The following is a 15,233-nucleotide window of genomic DNA, read 5'->3' as shown; positions in this document are numbered from 1 at the left end:
ACAAGGAACCGCATCGTGATGAAATTGAAACTGGACAACGTCAACAAACAATTGGGCGGCGCGCGGATTCTTCGCGACATCAACCTGGAGATCGCTGCAGGTGAATTCGTGGTGTTCGTCGGTCCTTCGGGCTGCGGAAAGTCGACGCTGCTGCGCCTGATCGCCGGACTGGATTCGATCTGCGCCGGCGACCTGCTGATCGACGGGCGGCGAGTCAACGACCTCGAACCGCGCGAACGTGGCGTCGGCATGGTCTTTCAGTCCTATGCGCTGTACCCACACATGAGCGTCTACGACAACATCAGTTTTGGCCTCAAACTGGCCAAGACTGAAAAGAGCAGCCTGCGCGAGCGGGTGCTGAAAACTGCGCAAATCCTGCAATTGGACAAACTGCTGCAACGCAAGCCAAAAGAACTGTCTGGAGGGCAGCGTCAACGTGTGGCCATGGGCAGGGCCATGGCGCGCGAGCCGGACATTCTGTTGTTCGATGAGCCGCTGTCCAATCTGGATGCTTCCTTGCGGGTGCAGATGCGTAACGAAATCGCCCGACTGCATGACCGATTGCGCTCGACCATGATCTACGTCACTCACGATCAGGTGGAAGCGATGACCCTCGCCGACAAAATTGTCGTGCTCAATGGCGGCCATATAGAGCAGGTCGGCTCACCACGCGAACTCTATGAGCGCCCGGCCAGCCGCTTTGTCGCCGGTTTTCTCGGTTCGCCGAGAATGAATTTCCTGCCGGCACGCTTGCAGGCGCCGGGAGAAACCAGCCTGGTTGATACTCCGGTTTTGGGGATGACCACCCTGCCCTTCGACAGCTCGAACCTGGCGGCAGACGCCTCGCTGAGCCTGGGCGTTCGCCCGGAACACCTTTCGCTCAAAGCGGCGACGGGAGCGGCTGGCGTCGTCGTGACCGGGGTCGAATACCTGGGCAGTGAAACCTATGTGCACCTCGATACCGGGCAGGACGAGCCATTGATCTGTCGTTGTGAAGTTAACGCCGGTTGGCAGGCGGGCGATCGGGTCGAACTGCAACTGGACATCGACAAGATCCACCTGTTCGACGCCGACGGCACGGCATTGAAGCGCCACCCGCACGCCATTCAATCCGTGGCGGATGACCTCTCTCGGCGCTCAATCCGAGCACACGCGCTATGACCTTGTCTTTGAATACCCAGAGCGATCCCATGTCTTCGACCCTTGACCTTGCGCAGCGCGCCCTGGCTGACAGCCAGTCTCGCGTCATCGAGGATTATCGTCCCGGTTATCATATTGCCCCGCCGGCCGGCTGGATGAACGACCCGAACGGGGTCGTGTACTTCCGTGGCGAGTATCACGTTTTCTATCAGCATCATCCCTTCGATGCGAAATGGGGGCCGATGTATTGGGGCCACGCCAAGAGTGCCGATCTGGTGCACTGGCAGCACCTGCCCATTGCACTGGCACCCGGCGATGACTGCGACCGCGACGGCTGTTTTTCCGGTAGCGCCGTGGTCTGTGGCGATACCCTGGCCCTGATCTACACCGGGCACACCTGGCTGGGCGAAGTGGGTGACGAGCGCCTGATCAAACAGGTCCAGTGCCTGGCCACCAGCAACGACGGCATCCGCTTCGTCAAACACGGCGCGGTGATCGACAGCGCGCCGCAAGACAGCATCATGCACTTTCGTGACCCCAAGGTCTGGCAGGACGATGGTTATTGGTACCTGATTGCCGGCGCACGTCTGGGCGACAAGCCGCTGCTGCCGTTGTACCGCTCCACGGATCTGCACGTCTGGGAATTCCTCGACTATGTGTCCGCCGGCAGCGAAGGCGATGGCTATATGTGGGAATGCCCGGACCTGTTTCGCCTGAATGGGCGCGATGTGCTGCTGTACTCTCCGCAAGGCATGCAAGCCGACGGTTATGACCGGCTCAACAAATACCAGACCGGTTATCGAGTGGGCCAGCTCGATAACCAGTGGCACTTCACGGGCGGGCCTTTTATCGAGCTGGATAACGGCCACGATTTCTATGCGGCGCAAACGCTGTTGGCCGCCGATGGCCGGCGCCTCGTATGGGCGTGGCTGGACATGTGGGAAAGCCCGATGCCGAGCCAGGCCCATCACTGGTGCGGCATGCTCGGATTGCCACGCGAACTGGAACTGTGCGCCGATCGCCTTTGCGTGTATCCGGCACGCGAGCTCAGCGCGCTGCGAATGGCGCAATTGCCGGGGACGCCGTGGTGGGAAGCGTCGGGAACCCGCCGGGTGCCGGAGGTAAACGGCGACATGCTCGAAATCCATGTGCATCTGGATCTGCTCGGCTGCACTGACGGCCACCTGGGAGTCGCTTTGCGTTGCAGCGACGATGGCCGTGAAGAAACCCTGCTCTATTACGATGCGTCACTGCAGCGCCTGATGCTTGATCGCAGCCGCTCGGGTGCGCAAGTCACAGGCCAGCGCAGCGTGGCGATAGACCCGACACAAGAGCGCTTGGAACTGCGCGTGTTTCTTGATCGCTCATCCATCGAGGTATTCGACGAAAACGGCCGCTTCAGTCTCAGCAGTCGCCTCTATCCGCGTTCCGACAGTCTGGGCGTGAAGCTGGTGGCAAGCGGGGGTGGCGGGCGCGTCTCGATTGCCAAGGCATGGCCGCTCGGTTCTGCATGGTCATGAGCGGCGTCATTCGGGTCGCGAGAAGCCCGGGCCCTGTGTCATGATTCTGCGTCAACCTGACCGGCCGCACTTCGCATGACTTCAGTGAAAGACGTTGCACAGCTGGCCGGCGTGTCCCTGATGACGGTGTCTCGAGCGCTCAATACTCCGGAAAAACTGAGCCCCGAAACCCTTCTACGGGTGCGTCGTGCCATTGATGAACTGCAATTCGTACCCAGCCTGTCAGCGCGCAAGATGCGCGGTGACAACCTCCAGTCGCGCACCATCGGTGTGTTCGCGCTGGACACTGCGACCACGCCCTTCGCGGTCGAGCTGCTGCTGTCCATTGAACAGACCGCGCAGCAGGCCGGCTGGAATGTCTTTATCCTCAACCTGCTGAGCAACCCGCCCACCGACCAGAACATTGACCTGATGCTGTCGCACCGTCCGGACGGCTTGATCTTCAGCGCCATGGGGTTTCGCCAGGTCAGCATTCCCGAGCGCTTGAAGAGCAAGCCGCTGGTGCTCGCCAATTGTCTGGCAGATGACAGCCGCCTCGTCAGCTATGTACCCGACGACGAAATGGGCCAGTATCGCGCCGTGCACCACGCATTGAGCCTCGGCTACAAGCGTCCTCTGTGTATCAATCTGCCGAAACAGAGTCTGGCATGGGGGCTGCGACAACAAGGTCTGCAGCGTGCCTGTCAGGCATTCGGCCTGGCGCCTGACACGCTCCTGCAATACGACCTATCCGATCATGATGCCTACAGTGAAACAGCCGCTATCCTCGACCGGCATGTCATTGATGGTCGTCCCCAATTCGATATTTTGATCTGTGGCAACGACCGCATTGCCTTTTGTGCCTATCAGCTGTTGTTGGGGCGTGGCCTGAAAATTCCCGACGATGTTGCCGTCCTCGGCTACGACAACATGATCGGCATTGCCGAGTTGTTCATCCCGCCGCTGACTACCGTGCAACTGCCGTACTACGAGATTGGTCGCCAGGCTGCACGGCATCTGATCGAAACCCTTGAGCTATCGGGAACTCAGCGCGTTGACTGTCCATTGGTGGTCAGGACATCACTGTAAGAGTGGGTCAGCTCGCTGATAGCACTCCCGATTGCTTACGATTTGCCGATTGGGATCAGAAATCAACCGTCGCTGAAAGCAGATAGGTTCTCGGTGTCGACAACGTCAATCCCGGTTCACTGTCATCGGACGCCCCTGCCGAACTCCAATAACGCTTGTCCAGCACGTTCTCGATATTCCCGCGCAGGGTGATGGTTTTGTCGTCAACCTTGAACGCATAGCGCGTGCCCACATCGAAGCGCTCCCAGGAATCGATTTCCTTCTCGTTGGACTGATCCAGATACTGCGAGCTGGAATAAATGCCCCGGGTTGTCAGCGTCAGCCCTTGCACCGTCGGCACGTCCCACTCTGCGCCCAGATTGACGTTGTATTTCGGCGTCGCCGGCGCACGGTTGCCGTCGAAGGTGCCGTTGGTGGTGTGAGTCAGCTCGCTGTCGATGTACATCACACCGCCAAGCAAGCGGAAGCCTTTGAGCGGTTCGCCGAACACGCTCAACTCCACGCCATTGTTCTCGCGCTTGCCATTGGGTCCGAAGACTCGCGTGGTGGCGTTGGTTTCGTACGCCGGTTGCTTGATGCGAAACACCGCAGCGGTCAGCGCGTAGGCGCCGGCATCGTACTTGGCACCGACTTCAACCTGACGGCTGATAAACGGCGGGAAGATTTCGTCTTCGTTGATGGAAGTCGACGGCGCGATTTTGCCCTGGCTCAGGCCTTCCATGTAGTTGGCGTACAGCGACAGCTTGTCAGTCGCCTTGAACAGAATGCCGCCCGAGGGCGAAATCTTTTCCTCGTCGTAAGCGGTGTCGCCTTTGATGTCATCGCTCCAGTCATCGACTTTTACCCGCTGCCAGCGAGCGCCGAGGGTCAGCAGCAATCGATCGTCGAAAAAACCCAAGGTGTCGGACAACGCCACGCCGCTGAAGCGGTTTTCCGTGTAGACCTTGGCGTCATTGCGTGTCGGCGTACCGGGTTTGGCGATTTCCACCGGGTCATACAGATTGCTGCGCCCGGCCGCGTAGCGCGCGCCGCCGTTCTCGAAATCCATATAAAAGTAGCTGGCCGCGAGATTGACCTCATGGCTCACTGGCCCGGTATGGAACCAGTTGCGCACGCCTGCCGTGGCGGTCCGGACATTCTCGTCGCGGGTAAAATCACGCGGTTGCACGCTGAAATCACCGGCATCGTTGGTCACGGAAACGGCGTGGCGCAAGAAGTCATGATTACTTTTGCGCGCGCCGACGCCGCCGTACAGCATCACCGAATCATTGACGTCGAACTCGGCGTTGAGCGTGCCGAAGGTGTCCTCGGTTTTCGCCTGAGTCCACGGTTGCGCGTAATTGCGATGCACGCTATTCGCGCTCGGAACCTTGGCATTGGCCGCGACCTGCACGCGCTCCTGCGGCGCGTCGGTGTCGCGTTCGGTGTGGCCGATATCGGTCGAAAGTCGCAAGCGCTCACCGCGAAAATCCAGGCCGAGCACGGCCATGTCACGGTCGACACTTTGATGATCCCACTCGGTATCACCGGACTGTTTGACGCCGTTGAAGCGCAGGCCGAACTGATTGTCCTCACCGAACCGCCGGCCGACATCCACTGCGCCGCCGAGCTGATTGTTCGACGCATAATTAGCCGTCAGCGAAGTGATCGGTTTGTCGGTGGCACGCTTAGGCACCACATTGATGCCTCCGCCCACGCTACCCCGTGGCGAGATGCCGTTAATGAGTTGGCTCGGGCCTTTGAGGATGTCGACGCGATCGGCCATTTCCATGTCAATGGTGTACGTCGGCAGCACGCCATAGAGCCCGTTGTACGCCACGTCGCTGTTGAACAGGCTGAAACCACGGATGGTGAACTGCTCGTAGCGGCCACCGGCCGGGTTGGTTGCACGCACCGAAGGGTCGCTGGCGATCAGATCGCCCAGCGTGCGTGCCTGCTGGTTTTTCACGGCTTCGCTGGTGTAGGTGGTCATGCTGAACGGGGTTTCCATGAAGTCTTTCGACCCCAGCAAACCCTGCGAGCCACGCCGCGCGACTTGGCCGCCGGCAAAGACATCAGCGCCTGTCGAATCGCTGGCGCCGAGGATCGAAGTCGGCGCCAGTTGCAGGCTGCTGCCCTCGGCGACTGGAATCAGTGTGTAGGCATGATCGCCCAGCGGTTGCAGTTGCAGACCGGAACCCAGCAACAAACGAGCGAACCCCTCCTCCACAGCGAATTCGCCGGACAAACCATTACTGTTGCGGCCGCTGACCAGCGCCGGATCGACCGAAAGATTGACCCCGGCCAACCCGGCAAACCGCGTCAACGCTGCACTCAGGCTACCGGCCGGCACCTGATAACTGCGCCGGGCGTCTTCGGCCCAGCTCGACTGGATCAACACAGGGCTGGCACTCAGGCTCAGCAAGAGGCTCAACTGCAACAACGGACGCAAACGACTTGGGAATACTGCGGGCATTGGAAGAAGCTCTCGATTTTGTTCACTTACCTGCAATGACCGGTGAGGCGAAAAAAAGGGACAGGCTTCAGATGATATTTTTTCGCGGCGCCAGCGTTACCCAGAAACGCGTGCGCGAATGGACCTCCAATGGCAGGCTCGCCGCCAGCAGCGCCAGCACTTTATCGGTGTCGTCGAGACGGAAACTGCCGGTGACACGCAGGCTTTCAAGTGCTGGCTCCCAGCGCAGATGCCCCGAGCGATATCGGCTCAACTCGCGCAGGAAATCCCCCAACGGCTGGTTTTGCGCCATCAACACACCGTCACGCCAACCGGGCATTTTGGCGTCGAACAACGTGACCGGTCCGGCGCCGGAGGTCTGCAAATTGACCAGTTGCCCGGCGTTCAACTGCAGCGCCGGCCCGTGCAACGGCTGCAATTGCACCGAACCACTGACCACCGACACGGTGCAATCACGTTCGTTGAGGCGCACGCAGACTTCGCTGCGGCTGACAATGATCCGACCGTACGGCGCGTTGACCGTCAATGCCGTGCTACCCGGAACGTTGAGCGCCATTTCGCCGCGCACCAACGTCAACTGACGGCTGGCCAGATCGACGTTCACCGCACTGGCGGTGTTCAGCTGCAAGGTGCTGCCGTCGGCCAGCCGTGTTCGCGTGTGCTCGCCGGTGGAAGTGTGCAAATCCGCGCGCCAGACGTCGAGGGGCAACTGGCGACTGATCAACCACGCCGTAGGCACCAGCGCCGCCAGACCCAGCGCCCTTTTCAGAGCTGCACGCCGCGCCAGATCCGGGCGATCGAGTGTGGCCATGGCCAATTCTGTCGGCAGACTGGAAAAGCGCTGGCGCAGCAATTGAATCTTCTGCCAGGCGTTTTCATGGCGGCTATCGCTGTCACGCCAGTGCTTCAGTCGCATGTGATCGGCTTCACTGGCCTCGCCGGATTCGAGCAATGCCAACCACTGTGCGGCGGCTCGCGCCACTTCACGCGCTTCGGTGTTGCGTGCGACGCGCATCATAGATCCAACATCAAACAATGCTCGTAAGCCATTGCCATGTAACGTTTTATACTTCGCTCCGAAACCTGCAAACGTTCGGCGATTTCACGGTAACCGAGGCCTTCGAGCTGACTCAGGAGAAAGGCCCGACGCACCGCTCGCGGCAAACCATCGAGTAACTCGTACAGCGTTTGCAAGGTTTCCAGCAGCAGCCAACGCTGCTCGGGCGACGGCACGCATTCTTCGGGCAACTGCGCGAGGGCTTCGAGATAGGCCTTTTCCAGACTGCGGCGGGTGTAGAAATTGCTCAGCAGGCGTTTGCCCACCGTCAGCAAATACGCGCGCGGCTCGCGCATGTCGGCGATCGGTTGCGCACTGCAGAGTACGCGCAGGAAGGTGTCCTGACTCAGGTCCGCCGCATCCCACGCGTTGCCCATGCGCCGCCGCAGCCAGGTTTCCAGCCAGCCTCGATGGTCGCGATACAGTTCGTGCAGGTGCTGCGGCGATGGCGTCGCTGCTTCAGTCATCTCAAGAGTCCTGCGCGAAGTCAGTTTCAAATGAGAGTGATTCTATTTAACTTGCGCGCCGAGACAAAGCCTTTTTATCCAAGACGGCTTTCATGAGCGCTTCAAGGTCTCGCTCGGCAACTCCTTGAACAACGCCCGGTAACTGCTGGAAAACCTTCCCAAATGCCAGAACGACCACTGCATCGCCACCTCGGCAACCGTAGTTTCCGTGGGCCGACGCTTGAGCAATTCGCGGTGTGCACTGTTCAATCGGCGCAGGCGCAGCCAGTGACTTGGCGTCATGCCGGTGTAGGCCTTGAAGGCTTGTTGCAACTGGCGCAGTGGCACGCCCGCAACGTGCGACAGTTCGAGCAGATTGACGGTGTCTTCCGGCGAATCCGCCGCCCACTCTCCCACCCGTTTCATGATCATTCGCTCTTCGGTGCGCCGCTGTAACCCACCGCGATCAAGACTTGTATGAGCGTTGTCGAGGATGAACAGACAGTCTTCCAGCAGCTGCTGTGTCAGCGCGTCTTTATCAAGCGGATCAATAGCTTGCGACAACTTTGTGAGAATCGAGCTTAACCAGCGACTGAACAAGGCGTTCTGCCCGCAATTGAGTTGCGTCATGAACAAGCCTTCGAGTTTCGCCACATTCAGACCGTGCTGACGGACAAACTCCGGGCCGAACACGACGGCGATTTCCTGATAGTTCTCCGGGGTGATCCAGATGTTGCGGCTGTCTTCATTGAGCAGGTACAGCGCGTTGTCACTTCGATCAAAACAGAACGCCAAAGCACCCGATGGCGCACTGAAATTCTGCTCGACCCGGGTGTTCATCTGCTCTTCGTAGACCTCGACACCCTGCAGATCCAGATAGCGGATCTGCCCGGCGAAATGACCCGGCGACATCTGTTGGTAATGCTGGACCCAGCCCGGTGTGGCGCGGACTTGCTCAGCCACATCGGCGGTGTTGAATGCTTGAACCTGGAGCGGATTGCACGTTGTCATGGGGTGACCTTGCGCACTCTTTTGGTGCGCTTTGGTGCTGCTTAAAGTGGATAGATGGAACTGCAAGGCTCGCCCAAGATAGTCGTCAACGCGCCACAGGGGAAGGGGCGGAAGATGAAACCCGCCCTCCCCGGCGTCTATAAAACCAATAACGAGGTCTTTATGAATGCCCCTTTCGATCAGCTGTTCACGTGGCTGAAAGATCACAAGATTACCGAAGTCGAATGTGTGGTCAGCGACTTGACCGGCATTGCCCGCGGCAAGATCGCACCGACCAACAAGTTCCTGCATGAGCGAGGCATGCGTCTGCCGGAAAGTGTGCTGCTGCAAACGGTAACCGGGGATTTTGTCGACGACGACATCTACTACGACCTGCTCGATCCTGCCGATATCGATATGGTCTGCAAGCCCGTGGCTGACGCGGTCTACGTGATTCCATGGGCGATCGAGCCGACCGCCATCGTCATTCACGATACCTTCGACAAGTTCGGCAACCCGATCGAACTGTCGCCGCGCAACGTGCTGAAAAAAGTCCTGCAGCTGTACACCGATAAAGGCTGGAAGCCCATTGTTGCGCCGGAAATGGAGTTCTACCTGACCCAACGCTGCGAAGACCCGGACTTGCCGCTCAAGGCACCATTGGGCCGCTCGGGCCGTGCAGAAAGCGGTCGGCAGTCGTTCTCCATTGATGCTGCCAACGAATTCGATCCGTTGTTCGAAGACGTCTATGATTGGTGCGAACTGCAAGGACTGGATCTGGACACGCTGATCCACGAAGACGGCCCGGCGCAGATGGAAATCAACTTCCGTCACGGCGACGCCCTCGATCTGGCCGACCAGATCACCGTGTTCAAACGCACCATGCGAGAGGCCGCGCTCAAGCACAACGTCGCCGCGACCTTCATGGCCAAGCCGATCGGCGATGAGCCGGGCAGCGCCATGCACATCCACCAGAGCGTGGTGGACATCGCCACTGGCAAACCGATTTTCGCCAATGAAGACGGGCAGATGAGCGAGCTGTTCCTGCATTACATCGGCGGTTTGCAGAAATACATCCCGAAAGTGCTGCCGATGTTCGCGCCGAACGTCAACTCGTTCCGCCGCTTCCTGCCGGACACTTCTGCACCGGTCAACGTCGAATGGGGCGAAGAAAACCGCACCGTCGGTTTGCGTGTGCCGACCTCCAGTCCGGAAGCCATGCGCGTGGAAAACCGTCTGCCGGGCGCCGATGCCAACCCGTACCTGGCGATTGCCGCGAGCCTGCTCTGCGGTTACATCGGCATGGTCGAAGGCATCGCGCCGAGCGCTGCGGTCCAGGGCCGCGCTTACGAACGCCGTAATCTGCGCCTGCCGATCACCATCGAAGAAGCGCTGACGCAGATGGAAGAATGCGAAGCCGTAGCGCAATACCTTGGCGACAAGTTCGTCCGTGGCTATGTCGCGGTGAAACGTGCCGAGCATGAAAACTTCAAGCGCGTGATCAGCTCGTGGGAGCGTGAGTTCCTGATGCTCAGCGTTTAACCCAAACCAAAATATCCCCTGTGTCGATCGTTCCCACGCTCTGCGTGGGAATGCAGCCCGGGACGCTCCGCGTCCCATCCAAAGCCGAACGCGGAGCGTCCGTTGAGGCATTCCCACGCAGAGCGTGGGAACGATCATTATAAGAAGAGGTGTCGATATGCGTCTGTTGAAATCCGTACTCCCGGTCGCCCTGAGCGTGCTGTTCAGCGCTGTAGCTCACGCCCAACCGACGGTCAGCGTCTACAACTGGACCGACTACATCGGCGAAACCACCCTCGCCGACTTCCAGAGCCAAACCGGGATCAAGGTGATCTACGACGTTTTCGATTCCAACGAAACCCTCGAAGGCAAACTGCTCGCCGGTCGTACCGGTTACGACGTGGTCGTACCCTCCAACCACTTCCTCGCGCGTCAGGTAAAGGCCGGCGCATTTCTCAAACTTGATCGCTCGCAGTTGCCGAACTTCAAGAACCTCGACCCGAAACTGCTCGAACTGCTACAGAAAAACGACCCGGGCAACGAGCACTCGGTGCCGTACCTGTGGGGTACGAACGGCATCGGCTACAACGTCGACAAGGTCAAACAGGTGCTGGGCATCGACCACATCGATTCCTGGGCGGTGCTGTTCGAACCCGAGAACCTGAAGAAACTCACCCAGTGCGGCGTGTCGATGATGGATTCCGCAGACGAAGTCTTCCCTGCCGTGCTTAATTACATGGGCATGGACCCGCGCAGCGAAAACCCCGAAGACTATAAAAAGGCTGAAGCGAAACTGCTGAGCATCCGTCCGTACATCACCTATTTCCATTCCTCGAAATACGTATCGGATCTGGCCAACGGCGATATCTGCGTAGCCTTCGGTTATTCCGGCGACGTGTTTCAGGCCGCCAACCGCGCCAAGGAAGCCAAGAACGGCGTGAACATCGCCTATGCGATTCCAAAGGAAGGCGCCAACCTCTGGTTCGATCTGTTGGCGATTCCGGCCGATGCGAGCAACACCAAAGAAGCCCACGCCTTCATTAATTACCTGCTCGATCCGCAGGTGATTGCCAAGGTCAGTGCGTCCGTCGGTTACGCCAACCCGAACCCGTCGGCCAAGCAATACATGGATCCGGAGCTGGTCAACAATCCTGAGGTGTATCCACCTCAAGAAGTCCTCGACAAACTCTACATCTCTACCACCCCGCCTCAAGCGATCATGCGTCTGATGACCCGCTCCTGGAGCAAAGTGAAGTCGAACAAATGAATCAGTACACCCAAGAACACGCCCGTTCCTATTACGCAGCCTCCGCTCGGGCGACTACACCTTATCCGCAACTGGAAGGTGATCTGAGCGCCGATGTCTGCGTGATCGGCGGCGGGTTCACCGGGGTCAACACCGCGATCGAACTGGCCCAGCGCGGGCTGTCGGTGATCTTGATCGAAGCCCGGCGCATCGGCTGGGGCGCCAGCGGACGCAATGGCGGTCAGTTGATTCGCGGGATCGGTCATGAGGTCGAAGGCTTCGCCAAGTATGTCGGTCAGGAAGGCGTGCGTTATTTGCAACGCGCCGGCATCGATTCGGTGGAACTGGTGCGCCAGCGCATCGGCGACAACGGCATCGAATGTGATCTGCGCTGGGGCTTCTGCGACCTGGCCAACACCCCGGCGCAATTCGCTGCGTTCAAGGATGAGCTAGTCGATCTCACCGAACTCGGTTACGCCCACGAAACCCGACTGATCGGCCCGGAGCAGATCCGCCAGCAGGTGGTCAACTCCGACATTTATGCCGGTGGGCTGGTCGACATGGGTTCCGGGCACCTGCACCCGCTGGATCTGGTGCAAGGCGAAGCGCGGCTGGCAGCGTCGCTTGGCGTGCGGATTTTCGAGCAGAGTGAAGTGCTGGAAATCATCCACGGCCCAACCGTGCAGGTGCGTTGCGCAAACGGCACGGTGCGGGCTGGCAGTCTGGTGCTCGGCTGCAATGCGCATCTGGACGAACTCGAACAACAACTCAGTGGCAAGGTGCTGCCGGCCGGCAGTTACATCATCGCCACCGAACCATTGTCCGAGGCCCGCGCCGCGCAGCTGATTCCGCACAATCTGGCGGTGTGCGACCAGAAAGTCGGCCTCGATTACTACCGGCTCTCGGCTGATCGGCGCTTGCTGTTCGGCGGTGCCTGTCACTATTCCGGGCGCGATCCGGCGGACATCGCCGCTTATATGCGGCCGAAGATGCTCAAGGTCTTCCCGCAACTGGCCGACGTGCGCATCGATTACCAGTGGGGCGGCAAGATCGGCATCACCGCCAATCGTTTCCCACAGGTCGGCCGGCTCAAACAGCACCCGAACGTTTTCTATGCGCAGGGCTATTCCGGCCATGGTCTGAACGTCACCCACTGGTGCGCGAAACTGCTTGGCGAAGCCATTCATGCCGGCCACAGCCAAGGCATGGATGTGTTCAGCGGCGTGCCGCACATGACCTTCCCCGGCGGCCCGGCCCTGCGTTCGCCACTGCTGGCACTGGGGATGTTCTGGTATCGCCTGCGGGAAATGCTCGGCTGACAGCACAAGCAGCGCTGTCGCGATCTGATCGTTCCCACGCTCTGCGTGGGAACGCAGCCCGTGACGCTCCGCGTCACTGGACGCAGAGCGTCCCTTGAGGCATTCCCACGCAGAGCGTGGGAACGATCATCAAGCACAGGTGAGCTATACACATTTGCTCTATCGCCAAGCACTTCTATATTGATGAGGTGCTTTTGCGTTCCTGACGCTCAGTGCCCATTCAATCGAGGAGACATGGATGAAGTCGTCAGCCACCGACGAGCCGCGAGCGCCAGGCCAAGCCCCCGTCAAAACCCGCCGTTTCGGCATTTCACTCGTCTGGATTGTGCCGATTGTGGCGGTGCTCGTGGGCATTTCGCTGGTGGTGCACAACATCATGCAGGAAGGGCCGACCATCGTGGTCACCTTCAAGACCGGCAGTGGTCTGACGGCCAATAAGACCGAAGTCAAATACCGTAATGTGGTGATTGGCCAGGTCACTGATGTCGAGTTGAGCGACGACCAGAAAAGCGTCAACGCCACGATCAAACTGGCCAAACAGGCCGAAACCTTCACCCGTGAAGACTCACAGTTCTGGGTGGTACGCCCGCGAATCGGTGCCGGAGGCGTGTCGGGTATCGACACTCTGCTCTCCGGCGACTACATCGGTGCCGACATCGGCCAGTCCAACTCCCGAGCGAAAAACTTCAAAGGCCTTGAAAACCCGCCGCCGATCACCTACGGCGAACCGGGCAAGCGTTTCATGCTGCACACCCAGGATCTCGGTTCGCTGGACATCGGGTCGCCGGTGTATTACCGCAAGATCCCTGTCGGCCAGGTCGTCACCTACGCGCTGGCGCCTGACGGTAAAGGCGTGAACATCGAAGTATTCATTCACGCGCCCAACGATGCGTTCGTCACCGAAAACACCCGATTCTGGAACGCCAGTGGCATCGACGTCAGCGTCGGCGCCAACGGTTTTCAGGTGAAAACCGAATCCCTGTCCTCCATGCTGGTGGGCGGCATCGCTTTTCGCGCCCCGGATTACAGCCCCAACGACGTCGCCGCCGCCGATGACAAAGACTTCGAACTGTTCGCCGACCAGACCACCGCCCTCGCCCCGCCCAATGGCAAGGCGCAATACCTGAGTCTGCGTTTCGACCAATCCCTGCGCGGTTTGAAGGTCGGCGCACCGGTGGAATTCCTCGGCATGGAAATCGGTCGAGTGGTGGCGATCAATCTGGATTTCGACGCGAAAAAACGCAGCTTCCCGCTTAACGTCGGCATCGTTATTTACCCGCAACGTTTGGGCATGGCTTACGGAAAAATGCTCACCGCGTTCAAGCATGATCCCAACGATGAGGCCGCCGGTATTCGTCTGATGGGCACCTTCATCGACAATGGCCTGCGCGCCCAGGCCCGCAGTGGCAACCTGCTGACGGGGCAACTGTACGTGGCGCTGGACTTCTTCCCGAAAGCCGAAAAAGTTGCCTTTGACCCCACGGCGCGCCCGGTGGTGATTCCAACCGTGCCCGGCAGCCTCGAACAGTTGCAGGAAAAACTCGAAGCCGTGGTCGACAAGCTCAACAAGCTGCCGGTTGATCGCATCGCCAACAACCTCGACAGCAATCTGATCGAGTTGCGCAAAGGCCTGACCCAGTTCAACGCCAAGACCCTGCCGGGCGTGCAGAGCACTCTGGCCGACGTCAGCAAGACCTTGCAGTCCGCCAGCTCGACCCTGGCCGAAGATTCGCCGCAACGCGAGAAACTCACGGAAACCCTCGACGAACTCGGGCGTATGTCGCGCTCGCTGCGTGAGCTGTCGGATTACCTCGGCCGGCATCCGGAATCGTTGATCCGCGGTCGCCCCGATAACGCCGCGCCGCTGGATCTGAAAGGACCGCCGCGCAATTGAGCACAGGAGCTAACCCAATGGCTTTACCGCTGAAGATCACCGTGCTCGCTGCCTTCATGCTGCTGGGCGCGTGCCGCAGCGACCCGATCAGCTTTCACACCCTGACGCCGGTGCAGATCGCCAACACCCGGACCGGCGCGCAGATTCCGATTGAAGCGCTGAGCGTGCCGCCGCAGGTCGACCGTGCACAAATCGTTATCCGCCAGGGCAACAGCGGCCTGGCGATTCTGGAAACCGATTGGTGGGGGGCGACACTGGCGGATGAGTTGCGCGGGGCGTTGGCCGATCAATTGAGCAATAGCAGTGGCCAAGGCAATGTTTCGGTGCGCATCGAAGTGCAACGCTTCGACTCGATCCCCGGTCAGTACGGCCTGATCGACGCCAAATGGCGCTTGCGTCCCGTCGGCGCCACTGACAATGGCTCGCTGACATGCCGTTCGACCCTGCAAACACCGTCCGGCCCGACCATCGATGATCTGGTGGGTGCCCAGCAGCACAACGTCAAACGGCTGGCCGAGCAGATCAGTCGGGCGGCCACCGGCAACGCGCGCACCTGCCCTTCGCCGTCCTGACGGGG

The 15,233-nt window shown here is 59.8% G+C and carries 12 protein-coding genes; 8 read left to right on the top strand and 4 right to left on the bottom strand.

The annotated features are described in order from the left end of the window. Positions 1–15 precede the first annotated feature (15 nt). The 3 genes from AC3IUF_RS14410 (at position 16) to AC3IUF_RS14400 (ending at position 3,728) form a co-directional block, all read left to right on the top strand. The gene (locus AC3IUF_RS14410) at positions 16–1,161 is read left to right on the top strand and encodes an ABC transporter ATP-binding protein (protein ID WP_489281439.1); all 1,146 of its coding nucleotides are present in this window, start codon (positions 16–18) and stop codon (positions 1,159–1,161) included. Continuing rightward, on the top strand, positions 1,158–2,660 hold the full coding sequence (locus tag AC3IUF_RS14405; RefSeq protein WP_489281437.1) for a glycoside hydrolase family 32 protein: 1,503 nt from the start codon (positions 1,158–1,160) through the stop codon (positions 2,658–2,660). The genes AC3IUF_RS14410 and AC3IUF_RS14405 overlap by 4 nt, the downstream gene beginning before the upstream one ends. A 75-nt stretch (positions 2,661–2,735) precedes the next feature. Beyond that, a complete protein-coding gene (locus AC3IUF_RS14400) occupies positions 2,736–3,728 on the top strand; it encodes a LacI family DNA-binding transcriptional regulator (protein ID WP_489281435.1) in 993 nt (330 codons plus the stop codon). Between the two features lie 55 nt (positions 3,729–3,783). On the opposite strand, the gene AC3IUF_RS14395 is transcribed toward AC3IUF_RS14400, so the two are convergent. The 4 genes from AC3IUF_RS14395 to AC3IUF_RS14380 all read right to left on the bottom strand — a co-directional run bounded on the left by AC3IUF_RS14395 (position 3,784) and on the right by AC3IUF_RS14380 (position 8,697). Continuing rightward, positions 3,784–6,183, bottom strand: a complete 2,400-nt coding sequence (locus AC3IUF_RS14395) for a TonB-dependent siderophore receptor (RefSeq protein ID WP_489281433.1) — start codon at positions 6,181–6,183, stop codon at positions 3,784–3,786. A gap of 67 nt (positions 6,184–6,250) precedes the next feature. Continuing rightward, complete coding sequence (locus AC3IUF_RS14390) at positions 6,251–7,198, bottom strand: FecR domain-containing protein (RefSeq protein WP_489281431.1); 948 nt, start codon at positions 7,196–7,198, stop codon at positions 6,251–6,253. Continuing rightward, positions 7,198–7,707 (bottom strand): sigma-70 family RNA polymerase sigma factor, encoded by a 510-nt coding sequence (locus AC3IUF_RS14385; RefSeq protein ID WP_489281429.1) that lies wholly within the window; start codon positions 7,705–7,707, stop codon positions 7,198–7,200. The genes AC3IUF_RS14390 and AC3IUF_RS14385 overlap by 1 nt, the downstream gene beginning before the upstream one ends. 90 nt (positions 7,708–7,797) lie before the next feature. Then, positions 7,798–8,697 carry a helix-turn-helix domain-containing protein gene (locus AC3IUF_RS14380; protein WP_007910202.1) on the bottom strand — a complete coding sequence of 300 codons (900 nt, stop codon included), beginning with the start codon at positions 8,695–8,697 and terminating at the stop codon, positions 7,798–7,800. Between the two features lie 162 nt (positions 8,698–8,859). Here AC3IUF_RS14380 and AC3IUF_RS14375 point away from each other — a divergent pair, with 162 nt between their 5' ends. The 5 genes from AC3IUF_RS14375 to AC3IUF_RS14355 all read left to right on the top strand — a co-directional run bounded on the left by AC3IUF_RS14375 (position 8,860) and on the right by AC3IUF_RS14355 (position 15,228). After that, positions 8,860–10,218, top strand: a complete 1,359-nt coding sequence (locus AC3IUF_RS14375) for a glutamine synthetase family protein (protein ID WP_042704900.1) — start codon at positions 8,860–8,862, stop codon at positions 10,216–10,218. Positions 10,219–10,375: 157 nt separating this feature from the next. Beyond that, positions 10,376–11,464 carry a polyamine ABC transporter substrate-binding protein gene (locus AC3IUF_RS14370; protein ID WP_007910200.1) on the top strand — a complete coding sequence of 363 codons (1,089 nt, stop codon included), beginning with the start codon at positions 10,376–10,378 and terminating at the stop codon, positions 11,462–11,464. Then, positions 11,461–12,762 (top strand): NAD(P)/FAD-dependent oxidoreductase, encoded by a 1,302-nt coding sequence (locus tag AC3IUF_RS14365; RefSeq protein ID WP_489281426.1) that lies wholly within the window; start codon positions 11,461–11,463, stop codon positions 12,760–12,762. The genes AC3IUF_RS14370 and AC3IUF_RS14365 overlap by 4 nt, the downstream gene beginning before the upstream one ends. A 238-nt stretch (positions 12,763–13,000) precedes the next feature. Continuing rightward, a complete protein-coding gene (locus AC3IUF_RS14360; protein ID WP_489281424.1) occupies positions 13,001–14,656 on the top strand; it encodes a PqiB family protein in 1,656 nt (551 codons plus the stop codon). 17 nt (positions 14,657–14,673) lie between these two features. After that, positions 14,674–15,228, top strand: coding sequence for a PqiC family protein (locus AC3IUF_RS14355; protein WP_489281422.1), 555 nt, complete (start codon positions 14,674–14,676; stop codon positions 15,226–15,228). Positions 15,229–15,233: the final 5 nt, after the last annotated feature.

It is taken from the genome of Pseudomonas sp. KH_040, from assembly GCF_057839305.1.
This window is presented reverse-complemented; position numbering and strand designations above follow the sequence as displayed.

Bases quoted from the DNA above. Each gene is read 5' to 3' on its own strand.
- AC3IUF_RS14405 (WP_489281437.1), top strand. From the start codon at position 1,158: ATGACCTTGTCTTTGAATACCCAGAGCGATCCCATGTCTTCGACCCTT.
- AC3IUF_RS14400 (WP_489281435.1), top strand. From the start codon at position 2,736: ATGACTTCAGTGAAAGACGTTGCACAGCTGGCCGGCGTGTCCCTGATG.
- AC3IUF_RS14395 (WP_489281433.1), bottom strand. From the start codon at position 6,183: ATGCCCGCAGTATTCCCAAGTCGTTTGCGTCCGTTGTTGCAGTTGAGC.
- AC3IUF_RS14390 (WP_489281431.1), bottom strand. From the start codon at position 7,198: ATGCGCGTCGCACGCAACACCGAAGCGCGTGAAGTGGCGCGAGCCGCC.
- AC3IUF_RS14385 (WP_489281429.1), bottom strand. From the start codon at position 7,707: ATGACTGAAGCAGCGACGCCATCGCCGCAGCACCTGCACGAACTGTAT.
- AC3IUF_RS14380 (WP_007910202.1), bottom strand. From the start codon at position 8,697: ATGACAACGTGCAATCCGCTCCAGGTTCAAGCATTCAACACCGCCGAT.
- AC3IUF_RS14375 (WP_042704900.1), top strand. From the start codon at position 8,860: ATGAATGCCCCTTTCGATCAGCTGTTCACGTGGCTGAAAGATCACAAG.
- AC3IUF_RS14370 (WP_007910200.1), top strand. From the start codon at position 10,376: ATGCGTCTGTTGAAATCCGTACTCCCGGTCGCCCTGAGCGTGCTGTTC.
- AC3IUF_RS14365 (WP_489281426.1), top strand. From the start codon at position 11,461: ATGAATCAGTACACCCAAGAACACGCCCGTTCCTATTACGCAGCCTCC.
- AC3IUF_RS14360 (WP_489281424.1), top strand. From the start codon at position 13,001: ATGAAGTCGTCAGCCACCGACGAGCCGCGAGCGCCAGGCCAAGCCCCC.
- AC3IUF_RS14355 (WP_489281422.1), top strand. From the start codon at position 14,674: ATGGCTTTACCGCTGAAGATCACCGTGCTCGCTGCCTTCATGCTGCTG.